The organism is Streptomyces sp. Q6, assembly GCF_036967205.1.
Taxonomy (GTDB): domain Bacteria; phylum Actinomycetota; class Actinomycetes; order Streptomycetales; family Streptomycetaceae; genus Streptomyces; species Streptomyces citrinus.
Window position 1 is genome coordinate 378,549 of the sequence record NZ_CP146022.1, and the last position, 19,971, is coordinate 398,519.

18 protein-coding genes and 1 pseudogene are annotated in these 19,971 nt (G+C 71.6%); 11 read left to right on the forward strand and 8 right to left on the reverse strand.

The window, feature by feature from the left end; genetic code table 11:
* The first annotated feature begins 192 nt into the window (after positions 1-192).
* On the forward strand, positions 193-384 hold the full coding sequence (locus V2W30_RS01940; RefSeq protein WP_338693082.1) for a hypothetical protein: 192 nt from the start codon (positions 193-195) through the stop codon (positions 382-384).
* 83 nt (positions 385-467) lie between these two features.
* Here the strand turns inward: V2W30_RS01940 and V2W30_RS01945 are convergent, their stop codons facing one another.
* Entirely contained in the window at positions 468-857 is a 390-nt protein-coding gene (locus V2W30_RS01945) for a hypothetical protein (protein ID WP_338693083.1), read from the reverse strand.
* A 153-nt stretch (positions 858-1,010) separates the two neighbouring features.
* On the opposite strand from V2W30_RS01945, the gene V2W30_RS01950 reads away from it, so the two are divergent.
* From V2W30_RS01950 to V2W30_RS01980, 7 genes and pseudogenes are all read left to right on the forward strand, one after another.
* Positions 1,011-1,646 (forward strand): isochorismatase family cysteine hydrolase, encoded by a 636-nt coding sequence (locus V2W30_RS01950; RefSeq protein ID WP_338693084.1) that lies wholly within the window; start codon positions 1,011-1,013, stop codon positions 1,644-1,646.
* Between the two features lie 181 nt (positions 1,647-1,827).
* Positions 1,828-2,487: a YceI family protein gene (locus V2W30_RS01955; RefSeq protein WP_338693085.1), complete on the forward strand. Its 660-nt coding sequence runs from the start codon at positions 1,828-1,830 to the stop codon at positions 2,485-2,487.
* Between the two features lie 81 nt (positions 2,488-2,568).
* Positions 2,569-3,444, forward strand: a complete 876-nt coding sequence (locus V2W30_RS01960) for an alpha/beta hydrolase family protein (RefSeq protein WP_338693087.1) — start codon at positions 2,569-2,571, stop codon at positions 3,442-3,444.
* A 95-nt stretch (positions 3,445-3,539) separates the two neighbouring features.
* Positions 3,540-4,046, forward strand: coding sequence for a hypothetical protein (locus V2W30_RS01965; protein WP_338693089.1), 507 nt, complete (start codon positions 3,540-3,542; stop codon positions 4,044-4,046).
* A 132-nt stretch (positions 4,047-4,178) separates the two neighbouring features.
* Complete coding sequence (locus V2W30_RS01970; protein WP_338693091.1) at positions 4,179-4,592, forward strand: 5-carboxymethyl-2-hydroxymuconate delta isomerase; 414 nt, start codon at positions 4,179-4,181, stop codon at positions 4,590-4,592.
* Positions 4,593-4,605: 13 nt separating this feature from the next.
* Complete coding sequence (locus V2W30_RS01975) at positions 4,606-5,865, forward strand: ROK family transcriptional regulator (RefSeq protein ID WP_338693093.1); 1,260 nt, start codon at positions 4,606-4,608, stop codon at positions 5,863-5,865.
* Positions 5,866-6,008: 143 nt separating this feature from the next.
* Positions 6,009-6,733 (forward strand): annotated as a pseudogene (locus V2W30_RS01980) (dienelactone hydrolase family protein).
* 133 nt (positions 6,734-6,866) lie between these two features.
* Here the strand turns inward: V2W30_RS01980 and V2W30_RS01985 are convergent.
* From V2W30_RS01985 to xylA, 5 genes are all read right to left on the reverse strand, one after another.
* Positions 6,867-8,255 carry a GH1 family beta-glucosidase gene (locus V2W30_RS01985; protein ID WP_338693095.1) on the reverse strand — a complete coding sequence of 463 codons (1,389 nt, stop codon included), beginning with the start codon at positions 8,253-8,255 and terminating at the stop codon, positions 6,867-6,869.
* 7 nt (positions 8,256-8,262) lie between these two features.
* On the reverse strand, positions 8,263-9,096 hold the full coding sequence (locus V2W30_RS01990) for a carbohydrate ABC transporter permease (RefSeq protein WP_338693097.1): 834 nt from the start codon (positions 9,094-9,096) through the stop codon (positions 8,263-8,265).
* A 5-nt stretch (positions 9,097-9,101) separates the two neighbouring features.
* On the reverse strand, positions 9,102-10,055 hold the full coding sequence (locus tag V2W30_RS01995; protein ID WP_338693099.1) for a sugar ABC transporter permease: 954 nt from the start codon (positions 10,053-10,055) through the stop codon (positions 9,102-9,104).
* A gap of 14 nt (positions 10,056-10,069) precedes the next feature.
* Positions 10,070-11,344 (reverse strand): sugar ABC transporter substrate-binding protein, encoded by a 1,275-nt coding sequence (locus V2W30_RS02000; protein ID WP_338693101.1) that lies wholly within the window; start codon positions 11,342-11,344, stop codon positions 10,070-10,072.
* Between the two features lie 126 nt (positions 11,345-11,470).
* Positions 11,471-12,637, reverse strand: a complete 1,167-nt coding sequence (xylA, locus tag V2W30_RS02005) for a xylose isomerase (RefSeq protein ID WP_338693103.1) — start codon at positions 12,635-12,637, stop codon at positions 11,471-11,473.
* A gap of 293 nt (positions 12,638-12,930) precedes the next feature.
* Between xylA and yicI the strand changes: the two genes are divergently transcribed.
* From yicI to V2W30_RS02020, 3 genes are all read left to right on the forward strand, one after another.
* Positions 12,931-15,159: an alpha-xylosidase gene (gene yicI / locus V2W30_RS02010; protein WP_338693104.1), complete on the forward strand. Its 2,229-nt coding sequence runs from the start codon at positions 12,931-12,933 to the stop codon at positions 15,157-15,159.
* Positions 15,160-15,205: 46 nt separating this feature from the next.
* Positions 15,206-15,613, forward strand: coding sequence for a VOC family protein (locus V2W30_RS02015; RefSeq protein WP_338693106.1), 408 nt, complete (start codon positions 15,206-15,208; stop codon positions 15,611-15,613).
* Positions 15,614-15,789: 176 nt separating this feature from the next.
* A complete protein-coding gene (locus V2W30_RS02020) occupies positions 15,790-17,154 on the forward strand; it encodes an FAD-dependent oxidoreductase (RefSeq protein ID WP_338693108.1) in 1,365 nt (454 codons plus the stop codon).
* A gap of 51 nt (positions 17,155-17,205) precedes the next feature.
* Here the strand turns inward: V2W30_RS02020 and V2W30_RS02025 are convergent, their stop codons facing one another.
* Positions 17,206-18,201, reverse strand: a complete 996-nt coding sequence (locus V2W30_RS02025) for an alpha/beta hydrolase family protein (RefSeq protein WP_338693110.1) — start codon at positions 18,199-18,201, stop codon at positions 17,206-17,208.
* 33 nt (positions 18,202-18,234) lie between these two features.
* A complete protein-coding gene (locus V2W30_RS02030) occupies positions 18,235-19,869 on the reverse strand; it encodes a phosphodiester glycosidase family protein (RefSeq protein WP_338693112.1) in 1,635 nt (544 codons plus the stop codon).
* Positions 19,870-19,971: the final 102 nt, after the last annotated feature.

Genomic DNA, 19,971 nt, shown 5'->3' on the forward strand with positions numbered 1-19,971 from the left:
GCCGCTGTCGGCCCCTCATGATCCCGGTCCGTCGGCGCCCCGGGAACCGATGTTCGGACATTGTTGTGGCCGTCCGCCGGGCGCCGCGGCCGGGCGGAGCGGCAGAATCACCGCGTGCCCCCTCTTCCTCCGCCCCCGCCCCGGCAAGTCGGTCGCGGCGTGGCCGCGCTCATCCCTCAGTCCGGTTCCGAGGTGTCCGCCGCCGGCCGGGCGGCCGCCGCGCTCGCCGCCCTGCACCCCGTACCCGTACCGCTGGGCGTTCTCCAGGCGGCCGTGCTGCTGCTGGACGAACTGACGGCGGTCGGGGCCGACGACGAGACACGGGCGACGGCCGGGGAGACGGCTCGGCTGCTGCGGGTGGCGATGGGCGCCCCCGGCGAGTAGAGCGCGGCACGGCCCGGACGGATCGCGTCCGTCCGGGCCGTGTCCCCTCCTGCGCCGGTCAGCCGCACGGCGTCAGCGGTGGATCAGCGGTGGACCTTGATGCAGGGGTTGCCGTCCGACTTGGCGGCCGTGGCGCACAGCCAGGTGCCGTCCGCGAAGTTCCGGTTGATCTTCCACGACGCCTCGGCGATCTTCGTCAGCCCGTAGCTGTGGAACTTCGCCGTCTTCCAGCGCGTCTCGTCGACGATGCCGGCCGCGCTGCCCGTGTGCGAATAGACGCGGAAGCGTTCGCCGTTGCGCTGCTTGTCGCTCATCACGGTGATGGTGTCGACGTGCAGCCCCTTGCCGTCGACGTAGAGGGAGACGGAGCCGTCGGTGTCGTCGCCGCTCATCGGGGCGGAGGCCGACGACGCGGGAGCCAGCAGCAGGAGGGCGGAGACGGCGGTCAGACCCGCCTTGATCACAGTGCGCATGATCGCCTCAACCCGTCTCGCGATCATGCGGATACGGGGCGCGCGCCGACCGTCACTCCCGCGGGTGAGGGGCACACCACTCGGCCGGGGTACGCGGACGCCGCAAGAGGAGCAATGCCGTTATCCACTCCGAAGATCGGGGAGCCGGTCGTCATGAGGCCCGCCGGAGACCCCGCCCCGACCGATGCCGCCGATGCCGTCGATCGCGCCGATGCCGTCGATGCCGTCAGCCGCACCGGGACCGGGTGCGCGCTGATCGTCATCGACATGATCAACACGTACGACCACGACGACGCGGATCTGCTGCTGCCCGCCTCCCGTGCCGTCGTGCCGGTCGTCGTCGACCTCATCGCGCGGGCCCGCGCGGCCGGGACCCCGGTGATCTACGCCAATGACAACTTCGGGCAGTGGCGCTCCCACCACGGCGAACTGGTCGAGCGGGCCCTGGCGGGTCCGCACGCGGACCTCGTCGACCCCCTCAAGCCGGACGGGGACTCACTGTTCGTGGTCAAGGCCCGCCACTCGATCTTCTACGAGACCCCCCTCTCGTACCTGCTGTCGCAACTCGGCATCGGCCGGATCGTGTTGTGCGGGCAGGTGACGGAACAGTGCGTTCTGTACTCGGCGCTCGACGCGCACATCCGCCACCTGGAGGTCACCGTGCCGCACGACGCCGTGGCCGCCATCCACCCCGAACTCGCCGACGCCGCGCTGGAGATGATGCGCCGGAACATGTCGGCGCACGTCACCGACGCGGCGTCCGTGGACCTCGGCGGCACGGACCGCTAGCGGACCCCGCTCTCACCCTGCGTGATCAAGATCCACCCGACGGTACCTCCACAGTCATGGCGATTCTGTGCAACTTTGCAGACCGCGGCATGGAATACGGACGAGGCCGCCCATCTCGCTGCGGTCACTTCTCCACACCGTGATAACACTGAGTAATCAGAATCGAAGGAGGGTGCGATCCATGGGTATCTTCAGCCGTCGCCAGACCGACACCATCGAGCCGGTGCCGTCCGCCGGTCCGCGCACGCCGTTCCCGGCGGACGCGGCCGCCGGCGTCGCACTCGATCCGGCGCTGCGCGCCCTGACCGGGCAGTGGACCATCGACCGCCCGCACAGCCGTATCGGCTTCTCCGTGCGGCACGCGATGGTCACGACGGTGCGCGGCGCCTTCACCGACTACGACAGCACCTTGTACTTCGACGGCGAGCGCCCCTCCGCGTCGCACGCCGAGATCGCCATCCGGGTGGGTAGCGTCGACACGGGCGTGGAGCAGCGGGACGCGCATCTGATCGGCACGGACTTCTTCGACGCGGGCCGCTACCCGCAGATACTGTTCCGCAGCACGTCGGCGACGTACGTGGGGGACGAGAGCTTCCGGATGACGGGGGATCTGACCATCCGCGACGTGACCCGGCCCGTCGAGCTGCAACTCGACTACCTGGGGTCGGTGGTGGACCCGTTCGGCTATGAGCGGGCCGGTTTCGACGGCACCACCACCATCGACCGTACGGAGTGGGGCCTGGTCTACAACCAGCGCCTGGAGGCCGGCGGCACCATGGTGAGCGAGAAGGTCCGGCTTCAGTTCGACATCTCCGCGATCCGGTCCACGTCCGGCGCTTGAGCGTCCGGCGGTCGAGCGGCCGGCTCGGCACCGTTCGGACGCGCCGGGGGCCCTCCGGCGGAGGCTTTCTACGATGTCGCCATGATGATCTCTGGGGAGCCGTCGATCCGGGTCGTGCACGACCCGTCCCGAAGTGACGTTCGGGATCCGGGGCGTCCGCGTCCCGTCCGTCTCTACGTGTGGGAGCCGCGACGTCCGTCGCCGCACCCCACCCCGCTGGTCGTCGTCTCGCACGGCACCGGGGGTTCGGGCAGCAGCATGGAGTGGCTGACGGGACCGCTGCGCGAGGCGGGCTTGCGGGTCGTGGCCCTGGACCATCACGGCAACAACTTCGTCGACGGCTACGAGCCGGAAGGCTTCCTGCACGTGTGGGAGCGACCCCGGGACGTCTCCTTCGCCCTCGACACGCTGGCTCGCGAGCGGCCCCTCGGCCCGGTCGGTGTCGCCGGGTTCTCCCTGGGCGGCTACACGGCGGCGGCCCTCGTCGGCGCACGGGTCGATCCGCGGATCCTGTGGGCGGTGCTGACGGGCGAGATTCCGCTGCCGGACATCCCCGAGTTCCCCGGCGCGCTGGCAGCGCTGCGGAAGAAGTACCCGTTGGACGAGTCGTCACGACGCGAGCTGGAGGCCGCCGGGGCGGACTTCACGGATCCCCGGGTGCGCGCGGTCTTCCAAGTGGCGCCCGGAGTCGGCGCCCTGGTGACCCCGGAGAGCCTCGCGGCCGTGCGGGTGCCGGTGGGCATCCGCTGGGGCGGGGCGGACACCGTCAACCCGTACGAGGTGGACACCCGGCCGTATCTGGAGCACATCCCCACCGCGCGCGGCCGTTCGGCGGGTCCCGACGTCCGCCACGACGACTTCTTCGCGCCCGAGCCCGCCGATCCGGCCGTCCGCGTCCGGGTGGGCGAGGAGGCCGCCGCCTTCTTCCGGCAGCACCTCGCCCCAGACGGGCACTGAGCCTCAACTCCCGAATCGTGAGCGGCAATTGCCAGAGTGGTAGTCACCTTCGACGAACCGCTGACCCGCCCGCGTCCGTGACGTATGGTCAACCGATGGACGGAGCGCAGTGGTTGGCTTCCTGTCACCGGCGGCCCGCTGAGGCATATGCCGCCTGGAAGCAGTCGCCGTTTCTCGTCACGTTGCCCGCGGGACGCCTCTGGGACGCGCTGCGCCTGCCGCAGCCGCTCGGGCTGACCGTGCTGTGGGAGCTGGGCCGCAAGGGCGAGACGGTGCCGGTCCTGGAGGAGCACGCGAAGCCGCGGCCGGTGTTCTACATCCTCACCCGGACCGGCACCGCGCCGACCTGGCCGCTGACCGAGGAGATCCGGATGGTGACGGCGGGGCAGGAGCTGAACATGCCCTCCCCCGCCGCCGACGCCCTCACCGGCGTACGCCATCACTCGTTCCTGTGGCGGGTCGCGCCGGACGGCAGTGGGCACCTCGCCGATCCCGAGCAGTTACGCACCGCGCTGACCTCCGCGCAGGACCCCGAGCGGCAGGCCGAGCGGGTGCGGGCCGCGCGTGCGGTGTTCTGGGCCAGCAAGCGCCACAGCCACTGAATGGCGCCCCGGCATGCCGGGGCGCCCCCGCCACAGGGCCCGACACCACCGCTGACCAGCCTGCGAACCCGACGCGCTAAAGTGGCACGGTTGTAGATGCATACAGAAACTAACTTGCTCGCTGGGGGCGCCGTGCCTCATATCACCGTCGACTACTCGCCCCGGCTGGCCGGGGCCTTCGACCGGGCCGCCTTCGCCACGGCCCTGCACGCCCTCGTCCTGAAGGGCTCGGGCTCGCGCGGCACCTGCAAGACGTTCTTCCGCGCCGCGACCCAGACGTACGTCACGGGTTCCGGGCCCGACGACGTGCCGATGGCACACGTGGAGGTGGCGCTGCTGCCGGGGCGCAGCGAGTCGACCATGGCGCGGCTCTCCCGGCAGATCCTCGCCCTGCTGCGCGAGCACGTCGGCGCGGGCGGCGGCGAGGACGTCGTGTGCTCGGTCGAGGTGCGGCCGCTCGCCGCGTACAGCCTCTACCCGACGCGGCAGCCGGAACCGGTCGACGCCGCGTGCTCCGCGCCGCCGCCGAGGGACCGGGTCGCATAGGCTCGGACCCACGATGAACAGCAGCGATCCCTCCGCGACCCCGCCCAAGGCCGACAAGGCGACCGTGCGCCGGCACAACCTCAGCCTCGTCCTGCGGACCGTCCACGACGAGGGGGAGGCCACCCGGGCCCAGGTCGCCGGACTGGTCGGGCTGACCCGGGCCGCGGTCTCCTCGCTCGTGGACCAGCTCCTCACCGACGGGTACCTCACCGAGTGGGGCAAGACCTTCAGCGGGCAGGCGGGACGGCCCGGCACGGCGCTGAAGATGGCGCGGACCGGGGCGGCCGGGCTCGGCGTCGAGATCAACATCGACTACGTCACCGTGTGCGTCGTCGACCTCGCGGGCACCGACCGCGTACGGCTCGTGGAGCGGATGGACAACCGGTCCGCCGCGCCCACCGCGGTGCTCGCGCAGGCGGCGCGGATCGCGGCCCGCGCGATGGAGTCGGCGCAGGAGCAGGAACTGCGTCCGGTGGCCGCCGAGTTGGCGCTGCCGGGCCTGGTCTCGGGCGGCGCGGTGCGCCAGGCGCCGAACCTGGGGTGGAACCGCGTCCCGGTGGAGGGCCTGTTCGCGCAGGCGCTCACCGCGCTGCGTCCGGCCCATCGGGCGCTGCCGGTCAGCGCCGACAACGAGGCGAACCTGGCGGCCATGGCCGAGCTGTGGTTCGGCGGGTGCGCGGGCGGCGACGGCGAGCCGCCGCTGCGCAGCTTCATCTATCTGACCGGCGAGATCGGCATCGGCGGCGCGCTGGTCCTCGGCGGTCAACTCCTGCGCGGCGCCCACGGGTTCGCCGGGGAGATCGGGCACGTCGTGGTGGACGCCGAGGGGCCCGCGTGCCGGTGCGGTGCGCGCGGCTGCCTGGAGCAGTACGCGGGCCAGTCGGCGCTGCTGCGTGCCGCGGGCCTCGACCCGGAGTCGGGGGCCGCGGGCGTCGCCGAGCTGGAGAGCCGCGCGCGGGCCGGTGACCAGCGGGCGCTGGCCGCCCTGGAGGACGCGGGGCGACACCTCGGCCGTGTGCTGTCGGGCGCCGTCAATCTGGTCGACCCGGACGCGGTGATGCTGGGCGGCGCCTTCCGCGTCCTGATGCCGTGGCTCGCCCCGGCCGCCGACGCGGAGCTGACGGCCCGGGTGGTGTCGGGCCTGTGGACGCCGGGCAACGGCCGCCTGCGGGCCTCGTCCTCGTCGGGCGACGCGGCGCGGGGCGCGGCCGCGCGGGTGGTCAGGGAGGTCCTGGCGGACCCGGCGGCGTACGCGGCGCGACGAACGGACTGAGAGCCTCTCGCACCACCCCCGTCCGCCCGGCGGAGTGCGGTGCGCCCGCGCCGCGGCGGTCCCGGGGCACGCCGGAGACCCGCCCTCTGCCGACGGCAGAACAGCGGCCCGGCCGGGCTCCACGGTCCCTACAGTCGAGGCCCATGACGACGGTTACCACGCGCACGATCACCTACGCCGCCGACGGCCTGACGATGGTCGGGCACCTCGCGCTCCCGGCCGGTGCCGACCGACGGCCCGCGGTCCTGGTCGGGCCCGAGGGGATGGGGCTCAGCGATGTCGAACGCCACCGGGCCGACGCGCTCGCCGAGCTGGGGTACGTGGCGCTGGCCTTCGACCTCCACGGCGGGCGCTATCTGGGCGACCCGCAGGAGATGCTGGCCCGTTGCCTGCCGCTGCTCGCCGACCCCGACCGGATGCGGGGCATCGGACACGCGGCGCTCGACGTGCTCCGCGCCGAGCCGCGGACCGACCCGGACCGGATCGCCGCCGTCGGCTACGGCACCGGGGCGCGATCGCGCTGGAGCTCGGGCGCGACGGCGTCGACCTGCGCGCGATCGCGACCGTCAACGCGGCGACCACGGGCCGGCCGGGAGAGACGGCGCGCATCACCTGCCCGGTGTGGGCCGGGGTCGGGTCGGAAGACCCGATCATGCCGCCCGCGCAACGGGTCGCGTTCACCGACGAGATGCAGGCCGCGGGCGTCGACTGGCGCCTCGTGGTCTACGGCGGCGCCCTGCACGCCTTCCACCACCCGACGGTCGATCACCCCACGGTCCCCGGGGTCGGCCACCACCCTCGGCACGCGCGGCGAGCCTGGCGCGACGTCGTCGAGCTGCTCGCCGAGTGCCTCCCCGTGGCGGAGTGACCTGAGGTTCTTCCACCCACGCCGAGAGCCCGCCCCCGCGGCCCAGGCCGCGCCCTGGAGGCGGACGGCGGGGGTGCGGGGGCGGGCTCGGGAGCAGGCGGGGCCCCCACGACCCCGCCCGCCGTTCATCGGGTCAGCCGCGGTGCGCGGCGATCAGCTTCCGGTACCAGTGGAAGCTGTCCTTCGGGGTGCGTTCGAGCGTGTCGTAGTCGACGCGGACGATGCCGAACCGCTTCGCGTAGCCCAGCGCCCACTCGAAGTTGTCCAGGAGCGACCAGACGTAGTAGCCGCGCACGTCGACGCCCGCGTCCATGGCGGCGCGCAGGGCCGTGAGGTGGTCGTGCAGGTAGGTGACGCGGTCCGGGTCGTGCACCGCGCCGTCGGCGGAGACCTCGTCGTGCTCGGCGGTGCCGTTCTCCGTGATGTGGATCGGCGGCAGGGCGTCGCCGTAGCGCGCCTTGAGGTCCGTGAGCAGCTCGGTGAACGTCTCGGGGACGACGGGCCAGCCCATCGCCGTGCGCCGTACGTCGGGCCAGGGGCGCTCCGCGTACCGGTTGTCCGTGGCGACGCGCAGCGCCGGGTCGGGCTCGCGGTGCGGGGCGTCGGCGACGAGGGTGGGCCGGTAGTAGTTGACGCCGAGGAAGTCGAGCGGCTGCCCGATCAGTTCGAGGTCGCCCTCGCGGCGGAAGTCCTGGCCGGTGATCAGCTCGCCCCAGGTGTCCTCCTCGGAGGCCGGGTAGCGGCCCGCGAACAGCGGGTCGGTCCACACCAGGTTGTGCTGGGTGTCGGCGCGCAGGGCGGCGGCGCGGTCGGCGGCCGAGTCCGTGGCGGCGACGTTCCAGTCCGGGTTCAGGGTGATGCCCGCCTCGCGCACACCGGCCGCGCGCAGCGCCTTCATGGCGAGGCCGTGGCCGACGAGCAGGTGGTGGGCGGCGGCCAGGGCGCCGGTGCCCTCCTGCGCGCCGGGCGCGTGCCGGCCGACCGAGTAGCCGAGGAAGGCGCTGCACCACGGCTCGTTGAGGGTGATCCAGCGCGGGACGCGGTCGGCGAGGTGCTCGGCGACGATCGCCGTGTACTCGCCGAAGCGCTCGGCGGTCTCCCGCACCCGCCAGCCGCCCTTGTCCTCCAGGGCCTGCGGCAGGTCCCAGTGGTAGAGCGTGGCGGCCGGCTCGATGCCCGCCTCCAGGAGCTCGTCGACCAGGCGCGAATAGAAGTCGAGGCCCTTCTGCTCGGCCGGGCCCTGACCGGTGGGCTGGATGCGCGGCCAGGCGATCGAGAAGCGGTAGGAGTCGACGCCGAGGTCGCGCAGCAGCGCCACGTCCTCGGGGTAGCGGTGGTAGTGGTCGCAGGCCACGTCGCCGGTGTCGCCGCCGTCGGTGCGGCCGGGGGTGTGGCTGTAGGTGTCCCAGATGGACGGGCCGCGGCCGTCCTCGTTCGCGGCACCCTCGATCTGGTACGAGGCGGTGGCCGCTCCGAAGACGAAGCCGGGCGGGAACACGGGCAAGGGGGTCTGGTCGCTCATGGCAGCCTTACTTGACGGATCCGCCGGTGATCCCGGCGGCGATGTACTTCTGGGCGAGGACGAGCAGCACGGCGGCGGGGATCGCGGACAGCACGGACGCCGCCATGACGGAGCCCCAGTCCCCGACGTGGGCGCCGATGTACTGGTAGATGCCGAGTGTGACGGGCTTGACGTCGTCCGTGGTGTTCAGTGTGAGGGCGAACATGAAGTCGCTCCACGCGTACAGGAACGCGAACAGCCCCGCGGTGATCAGGGAGTTGCGGCTCATCGGCAGCACGACCTGGACGAACGTGCGGATCTTGCTCGCGCCGTCGACCTCGGCCGCCTCGATGACCTCCTTGGGGATGGCCACCATGAACGAGCGCATCAGGACGATGGCGAAGGGGATGCCGAGCGAGGCGTCGGCGAGCATCAGGCCGAAGTAGGAGTTGACCAGGCCGAGATCGACGTACGCGCTGTACAGGGCGTTGGCGATGACGATGCCCGGGACCATCTGCGTGATGAGGGTGCCGAAGACGATCGACTTCGTGCCGGGCAGCCGGAACTGGGCGAGGCCGTACGCGGCGGGCGCGGCCACGGCGAGGCAGATGACGACGGCGCCGAGGGCGACGGCGAGCGAGGTCAGCAGGTGGCCACCCTGCTCGCTGAGCGCCGAGGTGAAGCCGGACAGGTCCAGGGAGTGCGGTACGGGCGAGACTTCGAGGAGCCCGGACTCGGGCTGCAACGCCGTGTTGATCATCCAGTACAGCGGGAACAGCATCACGGCGAGGATGACGACGCCGGCGACGGTGGCGCCCCAGCGGCGCTTGGGCGCGGTGGTGGTCTCGGAGACGGTTGCCATGCCGGTCACTTCCCCTCGGAGCGGTTGGCCCGCAGGTAGAACACCGCGAAGACGGCGGAGATGAGGATGAGGACGTTGCCGACGACGGCGCCCGCGCCGAAGTCCAGCTGCACGAAGGAGTTCTGGTACGTGAGCGTGCCGAGCGTCTGGGTGGAGTCGGCCGGGCCGCCGTCGGTGAGGGCGAGGATCAGGTCGAGGATCTTCACCGTCGACATGAAGCCCAGGACGAGGACGACCGTGATGACGGGCTTGAGCAGCGGCAGCGTGATCGAGCGGAAGGTGCGCCAGGCGGACGCGCCGTCCAGGGACGCCGCCTCGTACAGCTCCTTGGGGATCTCCTGGAGTCCGCCGTAGAGGATCACCATGTTGAACGGGATGCCGATCCAGATGTTCACCATGATCACGGAGAACAGCGCCATGCTCGGGCTGGTCAGCCACGGGGTGTGACCGCCGCCGAGGCCGAGGGTGTCGAAGAAGGAGTTGAGGACTCCGGTGTCCTGGTCGAGGATGCGGCGCCACACGATGCCGGAGACGACCATGGGGACGAGCCAGGGCAGCAGGATCAGCGAGCGCAGGAACCCGTTGAGCGGGAACTTCTTCGTGAAGAAGACGGCGAGCGCGAGGCCGATGCCGAACTGGCCGATGAGCGAGCCGATCGTGAAGACGATCGTGTGCCACAGCGCCTTGCCGAAGAGGTCGTCCTCGAAGACCTTGCTCCAGTTGTCGGTGCCGTTGAAGGGGGACTTGCCGTCGAAGAACGTGGACGGCGAGAAGTCCTGGAAGCTCATCACGACGTTGCGCACGAGCGGGTAGCCGAAGAAGAGCAGCATGAAGACGACGGCGGGGGCGATGAACCCCCACTGGGAGAGTCTGCGGCGGCGCCGGGCGCGCTGCGGACGGGGCGTCTTCGCGACAGCGGCAGGCTCGACGGCGGGCGCCGAAGCGGTGGTGGTCGACATGTTCGTGTGTCCCCTCAGTTCCCGCTCGTGGCGCGGGCCTGCGCCTTCTTCAGCGCGGCGGCGCTGTTCTGACCGGTGAGCGCGGACTGGAAGGCGCTCTGGAGAGCCAGCGACACGGACGACCAGCCGGCTCCGACCTTCGCGGTACGGGAGCGGGCGGTGGCCACCTGGTCGGCGAGGGCGTCGAGTTCGGGCACTTCCTTGCGCCAGATCGCGGCGGCCTTCTCGTTCGCCGGGACCATCCAGCTGTTGCGCGCGTAGGTGATCTGCTCCTTCTCGGAGGACATGCACTGGATGATCTTCGCGGCGGTCTTCTCGCGGGCCGTGTCACCGGTGTTGGGCACGGTGAGGATGGCGCCGCCGAGCGGGCCGACCGACTTGTCCCCGGTCTTGGGGACGGGGATCTGCGCGATCCCCCAGTGCAGACTCTTCTTGGTGTTGAGGGTCTCCACCTGCCACGGGCCGTTGATCATCATCGCGGCGTTGCCGGCCATGAACTGGTCGTTGACGTCGGCCTGCGTCCAGTTGACGGTCGACTTGGAGAGCGAGCCGTCCTTGAGGAGGCCCTTCCAGTAGTCGAGCGCCCCGGCGACGTTCTTGGAGTCGAGCTCCGTCTCGTCACCGCCGTTGGACCACATGAACGGGGTGAACTGGAAGACGCCGTCCTCCGCGCCGCCCGCGCTCAGCGCGATGCCGTACTGCTTGCCCTGGGTGAGCTTCTTGGCGGTCTCCCGCATCTCGTCCCAGGTGGTGGGGACGGGGAGTCCGGCCTTCTTCAGGAGGTCCTTGTTGTAGAAGAGGGCGAGGGTGTTCACCGTGCGCGCGGCGCCGTAGTACGTGCCCTTGTAGGACCCGAAGTCGACGATGCCCTTGGGGATGTCCTGGGTGGACAGGCCGAGGGTGCGCAGGTCGACCAGGCCGCCCGGCTCGGCGAAGGTCGGCATCTCGGAGGCGTCGAACTGGATGACGTCCGGGAGGGACTTCGACGACGCCATGCGCAGCGACTTCGTCATGACCTGGGCGGCCGGGACGCTCTGCTGCTCGATGGTGATGCCCAGCTGTGCGCTGCACCGCTTGAGGGTGGCGGCGTCCCAGCTGTGGTACGAGTCGTCGGTCGACGAGTTGAGGACCGTGTACACGTCGTCGTCGCGCTGCTGGCCGCAGCCCGCGAGGGCGACGGTGGCGACGAGTGCGGAGACAACGGTGAGCGGGGCCGCTGCTCGACGGGCCCGTCGGCCGGTACGGCGGCGCTTGGCGCGCGTCGCGTCCGGTGGAGGTACTGCTGTCACGGTGGTTGCCCTTGCCTGGGAGGGGTGGCCGGCCTCGACGGGACGCCCGTGTCCCGTCGAGGTGTTCGCGATGCCCGGTACGGCTCCGGCCTGCGCCGTACGAGCTGGGTCGCGAGGACTGCCGCGTCAGCGGACGCCGAGCAGGTGATCCATGGCGAGCTGGTCGAGCCGCTCGAAGGCCATCGAGCGCTCGGCGGCCGCGGTGACGTCGAAGTCCTCGAACGACGCCTTGTCGGCGAGGAGTTCGGCGAGTCCTTCGGCGGTCGGCCGGGCGAGCTGATCGAGGCGGGAGTCGCGCAGCGCCTGCTGGACCTCGGGGTCGGCGCGGAAGGCGGCCGAACGCTCCTTGAGGATCAGGTAGTTGCGCATGCAGTTCTTCGCGGACTCCCAGACGCCGTCGATGCCGTCGGTGCGCACCGGCTTGAAGTCGAAGTGGCGCGGGCCGTCGTAGCCGGCGCTCTCCAGGAGGTCGACGAGCCAGAACGCCTGGCGGACGTCGCCGGCGCCGAAGCGGAAGTCCTGGTCGTACTTGATGCCGGTCTGGCCGTTGAGGTCGATGTGGAAGAGCTTGCCCGCCCACAGCGCCTGCGCGATGCCGTGCGCGAAGTTGAGCCCGGCCATCTGCTCGTGGCCCACCTCGGGGTTGACGCCGACGAGTTCGGGGCGCTCCAGGCGCTCGATGAACGCGAGGGCGTGACCGATGGTGGGCAGCAGGATGTCGCCGCGCGGCTCGTTGGGCTTGGGCTCGATGGCGAAGCGGAGGTCGTAGCCCTGCTCCGTGACGTACTCGCCGAGGAGGTCGAAGGCCTCCTTCATACGGTCGAGCGCGACGCGCACGTCCTTCGCACCGCCCGACTCGGCACCCTCGCGGCCGCCCCACGCCACGTACGTCTTCGCCCCCAGCTCGACGGCGAGGTCGATGTTGCGGATCGTCTTGCGCAGCGCGAACCGGCGGACGTCACGGTCGTTGGCGGTGAAGCCGCCGTCCTTGAAGACCGGGTGCGTGAACAGGTTCGTCGTCGCCATCGGGACCGTGAGGCCGGTGGCGTCGAGGGCGGTGCGGAACCGCTTGACGATGGCGTCGCGCTCGGCGTCGGAGGCCCCGAAGGGGATGAGGTCGTCGTCGTGGAACGTGACGCCGTGCGCGCCGAGTTCGGCCAGGCGGTGCACGGACTCGACCGGGTCGAGCGCCGGGCGGGTGGCGTCACCGAAGGGGTCGTTGCCCCGCCAGCCGACGGTCCACAGACCGAAGGTGAACTGGTCGTCGCGGGTGGGGGTGAAACGGTCGGACATGGTGCGGCCCTTAACTCTGCTCGGCTCTGCGGGGCGGCTCGGCGTCCACCGAGCGCGTTTGTTTCCTGACATGACTAATACGCCATCAAGCGCTTCGACACCAGACCTTCCAGCAGATCTCACATCCCGTTACTCCTCCGTCACCTGCTGAATCACTGCGTCGAAGCGCTTCCGCGATCCGGCGCCCAACGCCTCTTGATCTTTTGTTTTGTGTACGATCAAATGCGACTTACAGACACTTCGCCTTCAAGATCGCAAGCAAGTGGGCGGACGGCACCATCCCGAGGAAGATCATGAAGTTCACCGACGGCTTCTGGCTCATGCGCGACGGCGTCGAGGCCTCCTACGCCACCGAGGTCCGTGACGTCCGCGCGGACGCCGACCGCTTCACCGCCTTCGCCGCGATCAAGCGGGTCGAACGGCGCGGCGACACCCTGAACTCCCCGCTCCTGACGGTGGACTGCTTCTCCCCCGCCGAGGGCGTCATCGGCGTCCGCGTCACGCATCTCGCGGGCAGCAGGCGGCGCGGCCCCGAGTTCGAACTCCCCGGCGCGCACCCGCAGGCCGGCACGGTGCGCCGCGATGGATCCGTGGTGGAGCTGACGAGCGGCGCGCTGTCCGTACGGCTCGACGAGGCCGCACCCTGGACGCTGTCGTTCCGGGACGCCGACGGGCACGAGATCACCTCGGCGGGCCGCAAGGGCACGGCCTTCTTCACCACCGACGACGGCGCCCACCACATGGCGGGCCAGCTCACGCTCGGCGTGGGCGAGCAGGTGTACGGCCTCGGCGAACGCTTCACGCCGTTCGTGAAGAACGGCCAGGTCGTCGACATGTGGCAGGCCGACGGCGGCACCAGCAGCGAGCAGGCCTACAAGAACGTGCCGTTCAGCCTGCACGTCTCCCCCGCCGGCGCGCACGGCGTGTTCGTCTCCCACCCCGGCCGGGTGAGCTACGAGGTCGGCTCCGAGTCGGTCGGGCAGATGCAGTTCAGCGTCGAGGACCAGACGCTGGAGTACTACGTGGTGGCGGGCCCGACCCCGAAGGACGTGCTGCGCCGCTACACCGCGCTCACCGGCCGCCCCGCGCTGCCGCCGGCCTGGTCGTTCGGGCTCTGGCTGACCACCTCGTTCACCACGCAGTACGACGAGGAGACGGTGACGTCCTTCGTCGACGGGATGGCCGAGCGGGAGATCCCGCTGTCGGTCTTCCACTTCGACTGCTTCTGGATGCGCGAGTACCAGTGGTCGGACTTCGCCTGGGACCCGGACGTGTTCCCGGACCCGGAGGGGATGCTGGCCCGCCTCAAGGAGCGCGGCCTGAAGATCTCCGTGTGGATCAACCCGTACATCGCGCAGAAGTCGGCACTGTTCGAGGAGGGTGCCGCCGAAGGCTACTTCGTGACGCGGCCGAACGGCGACATCTGGCAGTGGGACCTGTGGCAGGCGGGCATGGCGCTCGTCGACTTCACGAACCCGCGGGCCTGCGCCTGGTTCCAGGCGAAGCTGAAGGTCCTGCTCGACCAGGGCGTCGACTGCTTCAAGACGGACTTCGGCGAGCGCATCCCCACCGACGTCGTCTGGCACGACGGCTCCGACCCGGAGCGTATGCACAACTACTACACGCACCTGTACAACCGCACGGTCTTCGAGCTCCTGGAGAAGGAGCGCGGCAGCGGCGAGGCGGTGCTGTTCGCGCGCTCGGGCACGGCCGGGGGCCAGCAGTTCCCGGTGCACTGGGGCGGCGACTGCTGGTCGTCGTTCGGTGCGATGGCGGAGTCGCTGCGCGGCGGTCTGTCCCTGTCGCTGTCCGGGTTCGGCTTCTGGTCGCACGACATCGGCGGCTTCGAGGGCACGCCCGACCCGGCGGTCTTCAAGCGCTGGCTGGCCTTCGGCCTGCTCTCGTCGCACAGCCGGCTGCACGGTTCCTCGTCGTACCGGGTGCCGTGGGAGTTCGGCGACGAGGCGGTCGACGTGGCCCGGCGGTTCACGCTGCTCAAGCACCGGTTGATGCCGTACCTGTACGGGGCGGCCGCCGAGGCCCGTGCCACGGGTGTGCCGCTGATGCGCCCGATGCTCCTGGAGTTCCCGGCCGACCCGACGGCCCGCGCCCTGGACCGCCAGTACATGCTCGGCCCGGACCTGCTGGTCGCTCCGGTCTTCTCGGCCGAGGGCGACGTCGAGTACTACCTGCCGGAGGGCACCTGGACGCACCTGCTCACGGGGGAACGGGTGCAGGGGCCGGCCTGGCGCCACGAGCGCCACGGCTTCGACAGCCTGCCGCTGTACGTGCGCGAAGGCGCGGTGCTGCCGTTCGGCGCGGACGACCAGCGCCCCGACGGGGACTGGCTCGACGGTCTGACCCTGCTGGTCGCGCCGGGCGCGGACGACGTGACGGTGACGGTGCCCGACCACGACGGCGGCGTCGCGGCGACGTACCGGGTGACCCGGGACGCGGAGACGGGTGCCGTGTCGGTGACGGCGGCCGGGGACGGCGCCGTTCCGGAGATCCAGAACCTCTGACCAGGGAGGTCCAACCGCCCTGCGCGTGATCACCGTTGCTGGTTTCATGGCGGCCATGACGCGTATCGGCAGGGCCCCCGCCCGTTTCAAGGACCTCGCACTGGACGCCGTCGACCACCAGGCCCTCGCGGACTGGTGGTGCGCGGCGCTGGGCTATGTCCGCAGGCCCGCCGAGGACGGCGAGGAGCGTCCTCGGCACTGGCCTGTCCCGTTGGTCGACCCGACCGGCTCGGCCCCGCTGATCTGGATCAATCCGGTCGCGGAGGCCAAGGCGGTCAAGAACCGGATGCATCTGGACGTCTGGGGTGACGTGCGGGGGCTCGTGGAGCTGGGGGCGACCGTGGTCCGGCGCCGCGACGCCGACATCGACTGGGACATCCTGGCCGATCCGGAGGGCAACGAGTTCTGTGTGTTCACCGTGCCCGCACCGGACGGCGGGGCTCCGCAGGCCTGACCTGCGGGCTCGGCGAAACACCGGGCGGGGCGGGCGGGAAGACCCCCAAAGCGGGTCTATGGCTTCTCATAACTTCGCCTTATGACCCCATAGACCCGACCCGCCTGCCAACTAAGGCTTGCCTTACTTTAAGATCTCCTCGAGTACCCCGATGTCGCTCGAAGGGAAACCTGACCATGCCTCGCCCTCTGCGGGTAGCAATTGTCGGAGCCGGTCCCGCCGGCATCTATGCCGCCGACGCGCTGCTGAAGTCCGCAGTGGCCGCCGACCCCGGCGTGTCCATCGACCTCTTCGAGCGCATGCCGGCCCCCTTCGGCCTGATCCGCTACGGCGTGGCCCCCGACCACCCCCGGATCAAGGGCATCGTCAAGGCCCTGCACCAGGTGCTCGACAAGCCGCAGATCCGCCTCTTCGGCAATGTCGACTACCCGCGCGACATCGACCTCGACGACCTGCGTTCCTTCTACGACGCGGTGATCTTCTCGACCGGCGCGACCGCCGACCGCGCGCTGGACATCCCGGGGATCGAACTCGACGGCTCCTACGGCGCCGCGGACTTCGTCTCCTGGTACGACGGGCACCCTGACGTGCCGCGGACCTGGCCCCTGGAGGCGGAGAAGGTCGCCGTCCTCGGCGTCGGCAACGTCGCCCTCGACGTCGCCCGCATCCTCGCGAAGACCGCGGACGAACTGCTGCCGACCGAGATCCCGGCGAACGTGTACGACGGTCTCAAGGCCAACAGGGCCCGCGAGATCCACGTCTTCGGACGGCGCGGCCCGGCCCAGGCCAAGTTCAGCCCCATGGAGCTGCGCGAGCTGGACCACTCCCCGACCATCGAGGTCATCGTCGACCCCGAGGACATCGACTACGACGAGGGCTCGATCGCCGCCCGCCGCAGCGAGAAGCAGACCGACATGGTCGCCAAGACCCTGGAGAACTGGGCGATCCGCGACGAGCGCGGCCGCCCGCACAAGCTGTTCCTGCACTTCTTCGAGTCGCCCACCGAGATCCTCGGCGAGGACGGCAAGGTCGTCGGCCTGCGCACCGAGCGCACCGCCCTCGACGGCACCGGCAACGTCAAGGGCACCGGCGAGTTCAAGGACTGGGACCTCGGCGCGGTCTACCGCGCCGTCGGCTACCTCTCCGACGAACTGCCCAAGCTGCCCTGGGACCTCGCCTCGGGCACCGTCCCCGACGAGGGCGGCCGGGTGATCCAGGAGACCGGCGAGCACCTCACGTCGACGTACGTGACCGGCTGGATCCGGCGCGGCCCCATCGGTCTCATCGGCCACACCAAGGGCGACGCGAACGAGACCGTGGCGAACCTCCTGGAGGACCACGCCGCCGGCCGGCTGCACACGCCCGGCACGCCCGAGCCGGAGGCCGTCGAGACGTTCCTCGGCGAGCGCGGTGTCCGGTTCACGACGTGGGAGGGCTGGTACAAGCTCGACGCCGCCGAGAAGGCGCTCGGCGAGCCGCAGGGCCGCGAGCGCGTCAAGATCGTCGAGCGTGAGGGCATGCTCGACGCGAGCGGCGCCTGATCCGACGGCGCGGCGGCGGGCCGGGGGCCATGTTCCCCGGCCCGCCGCGGCTCACGCGGTGTGCAGCGCGCCGAGGAGCATCGGGAGCGAGGCGTGCAGCTCCCGCTGCCAGTAGGCCCAGGTGTGGGTTCCCGGCCCGTAGAAATGCGTCGTCAGCTGCCGGGCACCGGCGCGCTCCAGGGCGCCCGCGAGTGCCTGGTTCTGCCGGTCGAAGTCCGCTTCGAGCGCGCTGGTGGCGCCGGGCGCGTCGAGCGGGCCCGTGGTTCCGTCACCGCACGACAGGTAGACCGGGATCGTCTTCAGGCGCTTCGCCAGGTAGTACGGGTCGTGTGCCTCCCACACGTCGCGCTGGGCGACCGGGTCGCCCCAGACGCGCAGCGGGTCGCCGCCCTGGCCGCCGAAGAAGCCGAGGACGCGGTTCACCGACTCGTCGTTCAGGAGCGGGTGCGCCGAGCCGGAGTAGGCGGCCGCCGCCTTGAACATGCCGCGGTGCCGGGCCGCGTACAGCAGGGCACCCTGGCCGCCCATGGACAGGCCCGCGACGACCCGGTCGGAGCCCGCGCCCCAGTCGCGCTCCAGCAGGTGCCTCAACTCCTGCGTGTGGAAGGTCTCCCAGGCCGGGTCGCCACCCCGGCCGCCGTTCCACCAGTCGCTGTACCAGCCGTTCCAGCCGGCCTCCGGCATGACCACGAGGACGTCGCGCAGGCTGTCGATCCGGGCGACGTCGGTCTTCGCGGTCCATGACGTGTAGTCGCCGCAACAGCCGTGCAGCAGCCACAGGGTCGGCCAGTGCCGGCCACGCTGCCCCGGTTCCCACCCGTCGGGCGTGAGCAGGCGGACCGTGACCGTGCGACCGCCCAGGGCCGGTGACCGTACGGACAGGTCGACCTGGCGGTCGGCGACCTGGGTGACGTCGACGACCTGCGCGCCCCGGGGCGGCGCCGACGCCAGGGCGGCGCCCGCGGTCGGGAGCGGGGCGAGGACGAGCAGCAGGGCGGCCAGGACCAGCAGGAGGGATCCGGCGCGGCGGGTGGTGGCGGCGGTCATGACGGCTCCCGGGATCGGTTCGGACTCGGGCTCTCAGTGCGCGGCGGGCGATCGGGCGGGGAGGATCAGCAGGGCGTCCCCGACGGGGCGTTCGCCGGTCGCGTCGGACGGCTGGTTGATGACGGCCCCGTCGACGACCATCGTGGTGGAGCCGCCGCCGTCGAGGTTGATCGCGTCGCGCAGGCCGAGCGCGCGGGCGACGTCGGCGCTCTCGGGAATGCTCAGACCGAGCGAGCCGGTGCCGCGTCCGTCGGCGGTGACGAGGACGGTCCGGCCCGCGGCGTCCACGCCGGCGAGCGTGCGCGGATTGCGCTTGTGGACCCAGCCGTAGAAGAAGCTCGGGTCGCCCGGCTTGACCATACCGTCGGCGGCCACGGTCACGTGCGGCCGTCCGTCGCGGACGAGTTCGGGGCCGCCGTTGACGATGCTGGTGCGGGGCGACGCGACGACCGGTCGGCCCGCTCCGTCGCGCAGGATGCCCTGGACGCGCAGCGGGCGGCCGACCCGGGCGAGGGCGGTGAGCGCCGCGGCGCGCGTTCCGGTCGCCTGGACGGAGCCGCCGCCGTCCGGGAGCGGGCCGCCGCGCGGCGAGCGCAGGGCGACGACCCGGTGGTGGGCGTCGAGCACGGCCTCCACGCCGTCGCCCGCCGGTGTGCTGGGGCCGAAGTCCTCGGTGAACGCGACCAGTTCGTCGGGGTCGGTGCAGGTCGCGTCGTGCAGCGGGCGGGCGGTGGGGACGTCGTCGGCGGTGCCACCGCAGTTCCTGATCAGACCGGGGACCCGGTCGACGCCGTCGAGCGGCAGCGATCCGTCCGGCCCGACGGCCCGTCCCTTCCAGGACAGCCGGGTGACGCGGCTGTTCGTTCCCGTCTCACTGAGGACGAGGCTCGGGCGGCCATTGACCGGCTCGCTCAGCAGGCGTCCGTCGTAGACGCCGACGCCCGCCGGGTCGCCCGGGGCGCCGGCGCGCGGATCGAGGACGAAGAACCCCGCGTTGACGCCCGCCGTGGCACCGGCCGCGCGCGCCAGCTCGCCGGTCGTCTCGCGGTCCTCCAGGTCGGGTCCGTACGAGGCGTCGAGCGCGCCGCGGAACCGGTGCGGGTCGATGGTGAGTACGTCGATCCGCCAGGGGCCGCGGTCGCCGGGGTCGCCGTCCCAGCCGGTGTAGAGCGCCGACCCGGTGTACCCGGCGGTCCGCAGCCGGGTGCGCTCCGTGGTCGCGGCGGTCTGCGTGGTGAACCGGCCGACGCGCACCCGCCAACCGAGGGAGCCGCCGGTGTAGTCGGCGAGGGCCGGGGTCACGACGTCCTCGGCGCGGGCGTCGAAGCCGTCCCGGCGCAGCGCGGCGACGAGTTCGTCGGCGCTGGCCCGGTCCTTGAGGGCGGTCGGCGGGGCGTCGGGGTCCGGTGAGCCGGTGCCGCCCGGGATGGACATCTCGACGGTCCACGCCATGGCCGGGGCGTCGGCGCCGCGCACGATGCGGGTGAGGGTGACGCCCGGCTGGAGCGTGCGGGTGGTCCGGGTCTCGGTGAGTCCCGCGGCGCCCAGCGGCAGCGCGCGGGCGGTCGCCGCGGGCGGTGCGGCGGACGCCGGGGCGGGAGCGGGCAGGGCGCACATCAGGGCGAGGGCGGTCAGTGCCGTCCCCGAGCCGAGCAGTCTGCTGTTCACGTACCCCCCAGGCAGCGACACGGACCTCAGTAACGGTGCGCGACACCACGACCACCAGTCAAGGCATGCGCACGTCATTACGCCGGTGTACCGGGACGGGTC

Bases quoted from the DNA above. Each gene is read 5' to 3' on its own strand.
- V2W30_RS01945 (WP_338693083.1), bottom strand. From the start codon at position 857: ATGCGCACTGTGATCAAGGCGGGTCTGACCGCCGTCTCCGCCCTCCTG.
- V2W30_RS01950 (WP_338693084.1), top strand. From the start codon at position 1,011: ATGAGGCCCGCCGGAGACCCCGCCCCGACCGATGCCGCCGATGCCGTC.
- V2W30_RS01955 (WP_338693085.1), top strand. From the start codon at position 1,828: ATGGGTATCTTCAGCCGTCGCCAGACCGACACCATCGAGCCGGTGCCG.
- V2W30_RS01960 (WP_338693087.1), top strand. From the start codon at position 2,569: ATGATGATCTCTGGGGAGCCGTCGATCCGGGTCGTGCACGACCCGTCC.
- V2W30_RS01965 (WP_338693089.1), top strand. From the start codon at position 3,540: ATGGACGGAGCGCAGTGGTTGGCTTCCTGTCACCGGCGGCCCGCTGAG.
- V2W30_RS01975 (WP_338693093.1), top strand. From the start codon at position 4,606: ATGAACAGCAGCGATCCCTCCGCGACCCCGCCCAAGGCCGACAAGGCG.
- V2W30_RS01985 (WP_338693095.1), bottom strand. From the start codon at position 8,255: ATGAGCGACCAGACCCCCTTGCCCGTGTTCCCGCCCGGCTTCGTCTTC.
- V2W30_RS01990 (WP_338693097.1), bottom strand. From the start codon at position 9,096: ATGGCAACCGTCTCCGAGACCACCACCGCGCCCAAGCGCCGCTGGGGC.
- V2W30_RS01995 (WP_338693099.1), bottom strand. From the start codon at position 10,055: ATGTCGACCACCACCGCTTCGGCGCCCGCCGTCGAGCCTGCCGCTGTC.
- xylA (WP_338693103.1), bottom strand. From the start codon at position 12,637: ATGTCCGACCGTTTCACCCCCACCCGCGACGACCAGTTCACCTTCGGT.
- yicI (WP_338693104.1), top strand. From the start codon at position 12,931: ATGAAGTTCACCGACGGCTTCTGGCTCATGCGCGACGGCGTCGAGGCC.
- V2W30_RS02015 (WP_338693106.1), top strand. From the start codon at position 15,206: ATGGCGGCCATGACGCGTATCGGCAGGGCCCCCGCCCGTTTCAAGGAC.
- V2W30_RS02020 (WP_338693108.1), top strand. From the start codon at position 15,790: ATGCCTCGCCCTCTGCGGGTAGCAATTGTCGGAGCCGGTCCCGCCGGC.
- V2W30_RS02025 (WP_338693110.1), bottom strand. From the start codon at position 18,201: ATGACCGCCGCCACCACCCGCCGCGCCGGATCCCTCCTGCTGGTCCTG.